Source organism: Cryobacterium sp. PH31-AA6, assembly GCF_030063195.1.
GTDB lineage: Bacteria > Actinomycetota > Actinomycetes > Actinomycetales > Microbacteriaceae > Cryobacterium.
The window spans coordinates 390,899-401,285 of record NZ_JASISS010000001.1; the positions used below are offsets into that span (position 1 = coordinate 390,899).

At 68.3% G+C, this 10,387-nt stretch carries 8 protein-coding genes; 6 read left to right on the forward strand and 2 right to left on the reverse strand.

Translation table 11 applies throughout. The annotated features are described in order from the left end of the window. The first annotated feature begins 63 nt into the window (after positions 1-63). The 5 genes from QMG61_RS01730 to QMG61_RS01750 all read left to right on the forward strand — a co-directional run bounded on the left by QMG61_RS01730 (position 64) and on the right by QMG61_RS01750 (position 7,352). On the forward strand, positions 64-3,069 hold the full coding sequence (locus QMG61_RS01730) for an FtsK/SpoIIIE domain-containing protein (RefSeq protein WP_283492602.1): 3,006 nt from the start codon (positions 64-66) through the stop codon (positions 3,067-3,069). Between the two features lie 151 nt (positions 3,070-3,220). After that, positions 3,221-4,432, forward strand: a complete 1,212-nt coding sequence (locus QMG61_RS01735; protein WP_283492603.1) for an ABC transporter substrate-binding protein — start codon at positions 3,221-3,223, stop codon at positions 4,430-4,432. A gap of 3 nt (positions 4,433-4,435) precedes the next feature. After that, complete coding sequence (locus QMG61_RS01740) at positions 4,436-5,635, forward strand: ABC transporter ATP-binding protein (protein WP_283492604.1); 1,200 nt, start codon at positions 4,436-4,438, stop codon at positions 5,633-5,635. Between the two features lie 2 nt (positions 5,636-5,637). Then, positions 5,638-6,552 carry an ABC transporter permease gene (locus QMG61_RS01745; RefSeq protein ID WP_283492605.1) on the forward strand — a complete coding sequence of 305 codons (915 nt, stop codon included), beginning with the start codon at positions 5,638-5,640 and terminating at the stop codon, positions 6,550-6,552. Continuing rightward, positions 6,549-7,352 carry an ABC transporter permease gene (locus QMG61_RS01750; protein ID WP_283492606.1) on the forward strand — a complete coding sequence of 268 codons (804 nt, stop codon included), beginning with the start codon at positions 6,549-6,551 and terminating at the stop codon, positions 7,350-7,352. The genes QMG61_RS01745 and QMG61_RS01750 overlap by 4 nt, the downstream gene beginning before the upstream one ends. Before the next feature lie 7 nt (positions 7,353-7,359). On the opposite strand, the gene QMG61_RS01755 is transcribed toward QMG61_RS01750, so the two are convergent. Continuing rightward, positions 7,360-8,382: an asparaginase gene (locus QMG61_RS01755; protein ID WP_283492607.1), complete on the reverse strand. Its 1,023-nt coding sequence runs from the start codon at positions 8,380-8,382 to the stop codon at positions 7,360-7,362. Between the two features lie 14 nt (positions 8,383-8,396). After that, positions 8,397-9,779, reverse strand: a complete 1,383-nt coding sequence (gene gabT, locus QMG61_RS01760) for a 4-aminobutyrate--2-oxoglutarate transaminase (protein ID WP_283492608.1) — start codon at positions 9,777-9,779, stop codon at positions 8,397-8,399. 92 nt (positions 9,780-9,871) lie between these two features. Between gabT and QMG61_RS01765 the strand changes: the two genes are divergently transcribed. Next, positions 9,872-10,339 (forward strand): OsmC family protein, encoded by a 468-nt coding sequence (locus QMG61_RS01765; protein ID WP_283492609.1) that lies wholly within the window; start codon positions 9,872-9,874, stop codon positions 10,337-10,339. Positions 10,340-10,387 lie beyond the last annotated feature (48 nt).

Here is a 10,387-nt window from a genome sequence, read left to right on the forward strand (position 1 = left end):
CCGCTCCCGCACGGATGCCTGACCCTGCCCGTCCGGCCCGGAAGGCCGTGGTCTCCTTGACCGGTGATCCAACCCGACGAGTCCCTCATTCTCCCGGCACGACCGGTCGACCCGGCCCCGCCCGGGTTCCCGCTTGTCGCCAGCGTCGCCCCACTGATCGTCGCGGCCCTGATCTGGATGTTCACCGGGTCGGCGTTCGTGCTGCTGTTCGCGGTGCTGGGCCCGGTCATCGCCCTAGGAAGCATGTTCGACGGGCGCCGCACCGTTCGCCGTGCCCGGGCGACGGCCGAGGAGGCCCACCTGGAGGCCCTGGCGGTGCTCCGCAAGTCGGTGGCCCGGCAGAGAGACGCCCTCGTTGGGGCGGCCTGGCAACGGACGCCGTCGGCGACCAGCATCCTCCGCGATCCAGTGGGCGCCGTGCGCTGGAGCACGAACGCGGGCGACGACGCTCCCGTGCTGACGAGCCTGGGCAGCGGCGACGTGCCGAGCGGGCTGCGACTGGAGGGCGGTTCCTCCGGGCGGGACGACGAACCGTCAATTCGCGGGCTGGCCGCCAGCCTGACCGACGCCCCGATCACCGCAGACCCACGCTGGGGCATCGGGATCGTGGCGTCGTCGGCCCTCGGCCAGGCAATGGCCAGGGGGCTGCTCCTGCAATTGGCCGTTGCCCTGCCACCCGGTCCCGTCGGCCTTGACGCCCCTCGACGACAGCCGTGGGACTGGGCGACGGCCCTCCCGCACGCCGTCGCACGGTCCCCGAGCCGCCGGATCGCCGTCTCCGACGCGGGCCACGTACCCACTGCCCCGGCCGGTGCCAGGCTGCTGATCGCGCTCGCCCGCAGCCTGGAGGAGCTCCCGACGGACTGCGACACCATCGTGCGGCTGCACGGTCCTGCGCAGGCGGAAATCGTCCGATCGGCCAGCCAGCCCGCTGGACTCCGGTTCCGCCCCGAGTTGGTGACGCTCGACCAGGCGGCCGGCCTTGCCGCGGCGCTACGGGAGCGAGCGCGCACGGCCGGACTGGCAGACCTGGCCGGACCGTACGGGCCGATTCCCACCGCCGTCGCCCTGGCCGACCTGTCTGACCCGGCAGACTTGGCCGACCCGGCGGACCAGGTCGACCCGGCAGCCTCCGGGGCGGCAGGTCTGACCTGTGCCGTCGGAGTGGGACACCGGGGAGTGGTGACCGTTGACCTGGTCACGGCCGGCCCGCACGCCGTGGTCGGCGGCACAACCGGGAGCGGCAAGAGCGAGTTCCTCGTGACCTGGGTCGTGGCGATGGCCGCCGCTCACTCGCACGACGCGGTGACCTTTCTCCTGATCGATTTCAAGGGAGGAGCGACGTTCCGCCCGCTGCTCGGGTTGCCGCACTGCGTCGGGCTGATCACCGATCTCGACGCACGGGAGGCCGGCCGGGCGCTGGCCAGCCTGGCGGCCGAGCTCCGGCACCGCGAGCGGGCCATCCGCGCCGCCGGGGTGCGCGACATCGACGAACTCCGCAGCCGAGACGCCCGGTCGGGGCCGCTTCCGCGACTGGTGATCGTGGTCGACGAATTCGCCACCATGCTCACGACGTTCCCCGAACTGCACGCCCTCTTCGTCGACATCGCGGCGCGCGGTCGTTCGCTCGGAGTTCACCTCATCCTCTGCACCCAGCGCCCGAACGGCGTCGTGCGCGATGCCCTGCTCGCCAACTGCAGCCTGCGGGTGTCGCTACGGGTGAACAACAGGGCCGACAGCCGTGCCGTGCTCGGAACGGATGCGGCCGCCGCCCTGTCGGCCGCACTTCCGGGGCGCTGCCTCATTTCCGCCGGAGACGGGGACCCGGTGCTGACCCAGGTTGCCACCGTCACGGAAGGCCATCTCCGGGCGATCATCGACCGCCGCCGGGCTGGGCCGGCCCCCCGGCGACCCTGGCTCGACCCGTTGCCCGCCAGGGTGACCCGGGCGGACCTGGCCGCGGTGGAGAAGGCCGGCCAGCCTGGTGAAACGTTGCCCGGCATCCCCATCGGTCTGTTCGACGAACCGGAGCACCAGCGGTACCGGGTCGCGCGCTACCAGCCGGCGCGGCACGGCCACGTCCTGGTCGTCGGAGCCGGCCGATCGGGTAAGAGCTCCGCCCTGAGTGTCGTCGCCGACGGGCACGGCACCGACCGGGTCCTGGCGCCCCGACCCGACGTCGAATCCGTCTGGGACGCACTCGCAGCGGTGCGCGCCGATCTCGACGCGGGCGTGCCCGCGGCTCACGACGCGGGCACGAGGGGTGTTCGAATCCTTCTGCTGGACGACTTCGATTCCGTCTACGCCCGCTGGGGCGACGAGCACCGCGCGGCCGCGTTCGAGCTGCTCGCCGGCCTCCTTCGGGACGGTCCGACGGGCGGCCTGACCATCGTCCTTGCCGTGCAGCACCTCGCCGGCCCGCTCCAGGGGGTGCCGGCCTTCTTCCCCTGCCGTCTGGTGCTGCGGCTGCCCGATGACTCGACGCGTGCGGCCGCGGAGACACTCGTCGGAGGGTTCGAGACGGCCCTGCCGCCGGGCGGCGGCTCCTGGAACGGCACTCGAATCCAGTTGCTCCAGCCGAAGGCCCAGGCGGCACGCGCCGCGGCGGCGGCCCAGACCGGCCTAGGGGGCCCGACCGGCACGGGAACCAGCGTCGATGATGCCGCCCTGCGTGGCCCTCTGCTCGTCGTCGCGGGCTCACCGACCCGCACCATGGCGGCGATCACAGCCGGCCAGGGAGGCGCAGTGGTCGACCTCACGGCGGCCGCGAGTGCGGAGGCCGGCCGGCTCCGGTTGATGGCCGACAACGGTGCCATCCTGGTCGGCGACGCGGACACCTGGCAGGCCAATTGGTCCCTGCTGGGGATGCTCCGCCCGCGAACGCCGATCGTGTTCGACGGCTGCGGTCTGGCGGACTTCCGTGCCATCAGCCGGCGCAGGGAGCTTCCGCCGCCGCTTGCCCCCGGCCGGAACCGGGTCTGGGTGCTCCATCCGGACGGCACCGTCAACAGGGCCACCATCCCCGACCCACTGCCGGTTTCGCGTGCGGATGCCGCCATTCAGCACTGATTTCGTGCGTATGCGCGGTTTCTATTAACGATTTGGTCACTCTTCGGTGCCAAAACGGTTCTGCTGTGCGAGTATCTACCCACTCGCAAAGTTGCGGGTGAGAGTTCGCCCGCTGAAGTTCGCCCGCTGAAGAACGCAAGGAGATCCACAGATGACGCCCAAGCCGTTGCCCGCAGACCCGATGATCCAGCAGCTCATTCGTCAGGCCCAGCAGTCTCGGATGGGCCGACGCACTCTCCTCACCGGAGCCGGAGCAGGGGCGGCGACACTCGCACTCGCCGCGTGCTCGACCGGGGGCGCGACCAAGCCGACGGCGGCAACGGACAAGTCCGGCACCGAAAAGACCGTCCGCTGGGATAACTGGGCCCTGTACATCGACGTGGACGATTCGGGCAACTACCCGACACTCGACGCGTTCACCGCGGACACCGGCATCAAGGTCAAGTACACCGAGGCCGTCGATGACAACAACACCTACTACGGCAAGGTGAAGGACCAGCTGGCCCTCGGCAAGGACATCGGCGCCGACACCGTCTGCCTCACCGACTGGATGGCCGGCCGGCTGATCCGGCTCGGCTACACCCAGGAACTCGACCACGCCAAAATCCCGAACCTGGCCAACCTGCTGCCGTCGCTCAAGGATGTCGGCTTCGACAAGGGCCGCAAGATGAGCGTGCCGTGGCAGGGCGGTTTCGCGGGGATCTGCTGGAACAAGGAAAAGCTCCCGAACGGGATCAGCTCGGTCGAGGAACTCTGGGACGCCAAGCTCAAGGGGCGCGTCGGTGTGCTCTCTGAGATGCGCGACACCATGGGCCTGTTGATGCAGGATGCCGGCGTCGACATCGCGGGGGACTGGGGTGACGACGAGTTCAACGCCGCCATCGACGTGCTCAAGAAGCAGGTCTCCGATGGTCAGGTGCGCAACATCAAGGGCAACTCCTACAAGGAAGACCTGATCAACGGGGATACCCTCGCGGCCATCGTCTGGTCGGGCGACATTGTGCAGCTGAACGCCGAGAACGGCGACAAGTGGGAGTTCATCGTGCCGGAAAAGGGCGGCACCCTGTGGAACGACAACTTCGTCGTTCCGATCGGCTCGACCCACAAGGCGAACGTCGAAGAAATGATCAACTACTACTACGACCCCGCCGTCGCGGCTGAGGTCGCGGCGTACGTGAACTACATCACCCCGGTCGCCGGGGCCAAGGAAGCGGCCATGGCGATCGACCCGGAGCTCGCCAACAACCAGCTGATCTTCCCCGACGACGCCACCCTGGCCAAGGCACACGTTTTCCGCCCCTTGAGCGGCGCGGAGGAACAAAAGTACGACGCGGCATTCCAGAGCATCCTGCTTGGGTCCTAAACGATGAGCACAGGCGCGTTCGCGGCGCAGGGGGCCGACCTCGAATTGGTCGGCATTCAGAAGCGGTTCCCCGGCTTCACGGCAATTGAACACCTGGACCTGAAGATTCCGGCTGGGTCCTTCTTCGCCCTGCTCGGGCCGTCCGGGTGCGGTAAGACCACCACCCTCCGGCTGGTGGCGGGCCTCGAAGCGCCGACAGCGGGCCGGATCCTGATCGGCGGGACGGACGTCACCGATCAGAAATCGTTCCAGCGCCCGGTCAACACCGTCTTTCAGAGCTACGCGCTCTTCCCGCACATGACCGTGCTCGAAAACGTGGCGTTCGGCCTCCGGCGCCGCCGGATCGATGAGCCCGTCGCCAAGGCCCACGAGGCCCTCCGGCTGGTCGAATTGGACCACCTTGCCGCGCGCAAACCGCAGCAGCTCTCCGGCGGCCAACAGCAGCGCGTGGCGCTGGCGCGGGCGATCGTCAACCGGCCGGCCCTGCTGCTGCTCGACGAGCCGCTCGGCGCCCTCGACCTCAAGCTTCGCCGGCAGATGCAGCTGGAGCTCAAGGCCATCCAGGAGGAAGTGGGCCTGACCTTCCTGCACGTGACCCACGACCAGGAGGAGGCCATGACCATGGCCGACACCGTCGCGGTGATGAACAAGGGTCGGATCGAGCAGATGGGCGCGCCCGAAGAGCTCTACGAGCTGCCGAAGACCGCATTCGTGGCGAACTTCCTCGGCCAGTCGAACCTGTTCACCGGCCCGGTCGTCGGCAGTACCCGTGATGCCATCTCGGTGGGCGTTGCGGGGCACAACATCGTCGTCCCGGCTGCGCGGGCCCACCGTCACATCGGCGAGGTCACCATCGGGATCCGTCCCGAGAAGCTCAGCCTGCACCTGTCGGCCCCCGCTGACGACGCGGCCCGCAACACCCTGGGTCCGGGCCGGGTGATCGACGTCTCGTTCAGCGGCGTGAGCACGCAGTACCTGATCGACGTTCCGCACCTCGGTAACCTGGTCGTCTTCGCCCAGAATATGGGGTTCGGTCCCGTTGCCGACGAGCACGCGGAGGTCTGGGTCAGCTGGGCGATCGAGCACGGCTTCGGTCTTGAGGACGAACCCGGCGACACGCCCAAGTTCGAGTCCGACACCACCACGAGGAGCATCGCGGCGCAGAGGCGGGCTTCTCTGGTCACGGAGCTCGAGGAGATCTGACGATGGCGTTCGCCGCGTTCGCCACCACAACCAGCGATGCCGACCAGGCTCCCCGGCGCAAGAGCCCGGTCGCACTCTTGTTGCTGCTCCCCGGCATCCTCTACCTGGTGCTGTTCTTCCTCACTCCGCTGGTTTCCCTGCTGCTGACCTCGTTCCAGACTCCGATCGAGGGCGGCGACATCGGCCAGTACGCCTATGCCTTCCGCTGGGAGAACTACGTCGAGGTTGTCACCGCCTACCTGCCGCACATCCTGCGCTCGTTCGCCTTCGCGCTCACCGCCACGGTGCTCGCCCTGATCTTCAGCTATCCACTCGCCTACTTCATCGGTGTCACGGCCAGGCGCTGGCCCCTGGTCCAGAGCCTGATGCTCGTGCTCGTCATCGCCCCGTTCTTCATCAGTTTCCTGTTGCGCACGCTGGCCTGGAAGCAGATCCTCTCCGACGAGTCGTTCATCATCACCTCGCTGAAGGCCGTTGCCCTGATGGCTCCGGATGCCCACTTCACCGGAACATCTGCGGCCGTCATCTTCGGGTTGACCTACAACTTCATCCCGTTCATGACCCTGCCGCTGTACACCACGCTCGAGCGGCTCGACACGCGCTACCTCGAGGCCGGCAGCGACCTCTACGCTCACCCGGTGGAGGTGTTCCGCAAGGTGACCATCCCGCTCTCGATGCCGGGGATCGTGGCGGGTACCCTGCTGACCTTCATCCCCGCGGCCGGCGACTATGTGAACGCCAGCCGGGACTTCCTCGGCGGGCCCGACAGCCAGATGATCGGAAACGTGATCGAGGCGAACTTCCTTGTCCTGCAGAATTACCCTGCCGCGGCGGCCCTCTCGATCATTCTGATGACCGTCATCCTGGTCATCGTGATGGTCTACGTCAAGCGTGCCGGAACGGAGGAGCTGCTGTGAAAATCTCGCTCGGGCGGTGGCTGCTTCCCGTCTACTCCGTGCTCGCCCTCGTGTTCCTGATGGTGCCGATCGTGTACACCTTCATCTTTTCCTTCAACGATTCCCAGAAGTCGAACATCACCTGGCGCGGCTTCACGTTCGACAAGTGGTTGAACGTCTGCAACGTTCAGAACGGTGCGGTCTGCCAGGCGTTCAGCAACAGCCTGATCATCGGCGCGGTCGCGACCGTGGCTGCGACCACCCTCGGCACCATGATCGCGATTGCCATCGTGCGGTATCGGTTCCGGTTCCGCTCCGCCACAAGTCTGCTGCTGTTCCTGCCGATGGCCACCCCTGAGGTCGTGCTCGGCGCCGGTCTGGCCGCGCAGTTCCTCTCGGTCGGCGTGCCCAAGGACATGCTGACGATCATCCTGGCGCACACCATGTTCTGCATCAGCTTCGTGGTGGTCACGGTCAAGGCGCGGGTTGCGAGCCTCGACCCCGCGCTCGAGGAGGCCGGCCGCGACCTCTACGGTTCCCCAGGCCAGGTCTTCCTGCGGATCACGTTCCCGTTGCTGTTGCCGGGTATCCTCGCCGCCGCGTTGCTCTCGTTCGCGCTGAGCTTCGACGACTTCATCATCACCAACTTCAACTCCGGGGCGGTGACGACCTTCCCGAAGTACATCTACATTTCGGCGGCGCGCGGCATCCCGGCGGAGGCGAATGTGGTGGCCTCGGCGGTCTTCATCCTCGCGCTGGTGATCGTCGTCAGCGCGCAGGTGTCAGCCTCGGCCAGGGCGAAACGGCTCGCGAAGGACTGACCCCGGCTCAGACGTAGCTGGCGTGGATCTGGCCGACCTGGCGACCGCCGCCGTAGACGGCGAGGCCCAGGTCGGGCAGCAGCGCCTCGACGTCGGTGTGCGCGATGGCCCCGGCATCCGCCAGAAGTCGAAGCCCGACGATGGTCGCGGCCCGCAGGTTGCCGTCGAGGATCTTCAGCGCGACGGTGGTCCCGTTTGCGGCGGAGGCCACCATGATGCCCTCCGCTCCGGTCTTGATGAACAGGCCGAGCCGTTCGATCACGATGGTGTCCGACATGCCGGGGCCGGCGATGACCCAGCCGTTCTGGCGAACGGCCTCGGCGAGGAAGCCCGCCTCGCGGTAAATCGCGAACGGCGAGTTCGACTTGGACGTGGCGATCCGGGCGATGCCGCGGGCCAGGGCCGTCAACGACAGGGCGTGCACGGGGGCGCCGCAGCCGTCGATCCCGCTCGCGGACGGGCGCTCGCCGGTGAACCGTTCGACGACGTCGAGGATGCGCTTCTGCAACGGATGCTCGGGGTCGAGGTATCCGGTGAGGGCCCAGCCGTTCTGCTTGCAGGCCACGAGCATCGCCGAGTGCTTGCCGGAACAGTTCATGTAGATCGGGGCCTTGCCGGCCCCGAGCCGCACGAGCGCGTCCCGGGTGGCAGAGTCGTCCGGCCACGCCGCGGGGCAGGCGAGTGCGGACTCGGGAATTCCCGCCCGCGCCAGCAGCCCGCGCACGAGGTCGGCGTGCCGTTGGGTGCCGGTGTGGCTGGCCGTGGCGATCGCCGCGTCCTCGCCGCGCAGCGTGACGCCGCTGGCCATCACGGCGATGGCCTGGAATGGTTTCATCGATGACCGGGGGAAGATCGGCGTGGTCACGTCGCCGAGGGCACGGAGGACCGCGCCCTCGCTGGTGAGCACGACCGCGGAGCCCGCGTGCCTCGATTCGATGAAGCCGCTGCGTTCGACGACGGCGAGTTCGACCGAGTCGGCGACCGAGAAGGTGTGCGCACCGTTGACGGTCGCAGTGTAGGGAGAGGGCACTGGCTTGCGCGGGCTTAGAGCGCGGCGATCGCGTCGTCGATGACCGAGAGGGCATCGACGAGCAGGGCGTCGGTCACGGCGAGGCTCGGCAGGAAACGAAGCACGTTGCCGTAGGTTCCGGCGGTGAGCAGGAGCACACCGTGCTGGGCCGCGTAGGCGGCGATCGACGAGACGGCGCCGGCGTTGGCCTCCTTGGTGGTGTCCCCGGTGCCGGGCTGCACGAGCTCGATCGCGATCATGGCGCCGCGTCCGCGGATTTCGCCGATGATGTCGTACTTCGCCTTGAGTGCCTCGAGACCGGTGCGCAGGGTCTTCTCGATCCGGGCCCCCTCCGCGAGGAGGTTGTTGTTCTCGATCGATTCGAAGACCGCGATCGCTGCGGCGCAGGAGACGGGGTTGCCGCCGAAGGTGCCGCCCAGGCCGCCGGGCTGGGACGCATCCATGATCTCGGCGCGCCCCGTGACCGCAGCCAGCGGCATCCCGCCGGCGATGCCCTTGGCGGTGAGCACGAGGTCAGGGGTCCAGCCGAAGTGTTCGCTGGCGTAGTACTTGCCGGTGCGGGCCATGCCGCTCTGGATCTCATCGGCGATCATGACGACGCCGTTGGCCGTGCACCATTCCTGCAGTGCGGTGAAGTAGCCGTCGGCCGGAACCATGAAGCCACCCTCACCCTGGATGGGCTCGACGACGAGGCAGGCGAGGTCGGTCGCGCCGACGACCTTCTCGAGGTAGCCGATGGTGCGCTTGGCGGCATCCGCACCGCTGAGGCCGTCGTGGTACGGGTAGGAGCTGGGGGCGTGGTAGACATCGCTGGCGAGCGGGCCGTAGCCGGTCGCATACGGCATCGCCTTGTAGTTCATCGCCATGGTGAGCACGGTGCGGCCGTGGTACGCGTGGTCGAGCACGGCGACGGCGCGGCGGCCGGTGTACTTGCGGGCGATCTTCACGCCGTTCTCCACGGCCTCGGCGCCCGAGTTGATCAGGACCGACTTCTTCGGCCAGGAGCCGGGGGTGTGCGCCGCGAGCAGCTCGCAGACGCGCACGTACTCCTCGTAGGGCGTGATCGTGAAGAGGGTGTGGATGAAGTCCTGGGTCTGGGCGACTGCGGCCGCGACGACGCTCGTCTCGGTGTGGCCGATCGTGGTCACGCCGATGCCCGCACCGAGGTCGATGAACTGGTTGCCGTCGACGTCGACGATGATCGCCCCGTTCGCCTTGGCGATGTAGACCGGAAGCGCGCTGCTCACGCCGCCGGAGACCGTGGCCAGGCGTCGCTCCTGCAACTCGGTCGAGCGCGGCCCGGGGATCGCGGTCACGATCCTGCGCTCCTGCGACACGGTGTAGACCGGTGCGGCGGGGGTGGACGGGGTGGTCGAGGGCGTCAGCGTGTCTGTCATGATGTGATCCAGTTTACCGACCGGCCCGGCCCGTGCGGCAGCGTTTTGCTGCGAGAATCGGTTCCTGCAGACCGCACCGAGGAGGAGACGCCGTGAATGGTGATCATCGCTACGCCGTCAAGGTCGCCTGGACGGGAAATCGGGGCACCGGCACCAGTGGCTACCGGGAGTATGGCAGGGAACATTCGATCAGTGCGGCGGGCAAGCCCCCGATCGAGGCGTCGGCCGATCGCAGCTTCCACGGCAACGCCGACCGGTGGAACCCAGAGGAACTGCTGCTGGCCGCGCTGAGCGAGTGCCACCTGATGTCGTACCTGCACGTCGCCGTCCGGCACGGGGTCGTCGTCGTCGACTACACCGACGACGCGACCGGAACCATGGTGCAGACGAAGGATGGCGGCGGTCACTTCACCGAGGCAACCCTCCGGCCCCGGGTCACGGTGGCCGACCCCGGACAGATCGCCTTGGCCGAGTCCCTGCACGCGGAGGCCGCCGGGCTCTGCTTCATCGCGGCATCCGTCAACTTCCCGGTCCACCACGCCCCGCAAACCACCGCCTAACCCAACCTCACCGCCCACTCCCCGCGAAAGTGCAGTTTTGGCCCCCTC